General features: G+C 39.5%; 1 protein-coding gene. It reads left to right on the forward strand.

The features are described 5' to 3' along the window. Nucleotides 1–711: hypothetical protein (locus G3A46_RS14030; protein WP_165150761.1), on the forward strand; the 711-nt coding region annotated here is incomplete at both ends.

Raw genomic sequence — 711 nt, forward strand, 5'->3', positions numbered from 1 at the left:
CAGGTAAAATTTCAATTACAGCTCCACTAGGTGCAGGATTTGAATACAGTATTGATGGCACGAACTATCAGGACTCAGGAAACTTTATTAACTTAACTTCTGGCACTTATAGTGTAACGGCTCGAAATACTTCAGATCCTACGTGTGTTTCTACAGTTTTATCTGTAACGATTAATGATGTACCAAATGCACCAGCTACACCAACTGCTGATGTAGTTCAACCAACGTGTGCAGTACCTTCAGGTAAAATTTCAATTACAGCTCCATTGGGTGCAGGATTTGAATACAGTATTGATGGCACGAACTATCAGGCTTCAGTAGACTTTATTAACTTAACCTCTGGCACTTATAGTGTAACAGCTCGAAATACTTCAGATCCTACGTGTGTTTCTACAGCTTTATCTGTAACGATTAATGATGTACCAAATGCACCAGCTACACCAACTGCTGATGTAGTTCAACCAACGTGTGCAGTACCTTCAGGTAAAATTTCAATTACAGCTCCACTAGGTGCAGGATTTGAATACAGTATTGATGGCACGAACTATCAGGCTTCAGTAGACTTTATTAACTTAACTTCTGGTACTTATAGTGTAACGGCTCGAAATACTTCAGATCCTACGTGTGTTTCTACAGTTTTATCTGTAACGATTAATGATGTACCAAATGCACCAGCTACACCAACTGCTGATGTAGTTCAACCAACGTGTG

Source organism: Aequorivita sp. KMM 9714 (genome assembly GCF_011065475.1).
Lineage (GTDB): Bacteria > Bacteroidota > Bacteroidia > Flavobacteriales > Flavobacteriaceae > Aequorivita > Aequorivita sinensis.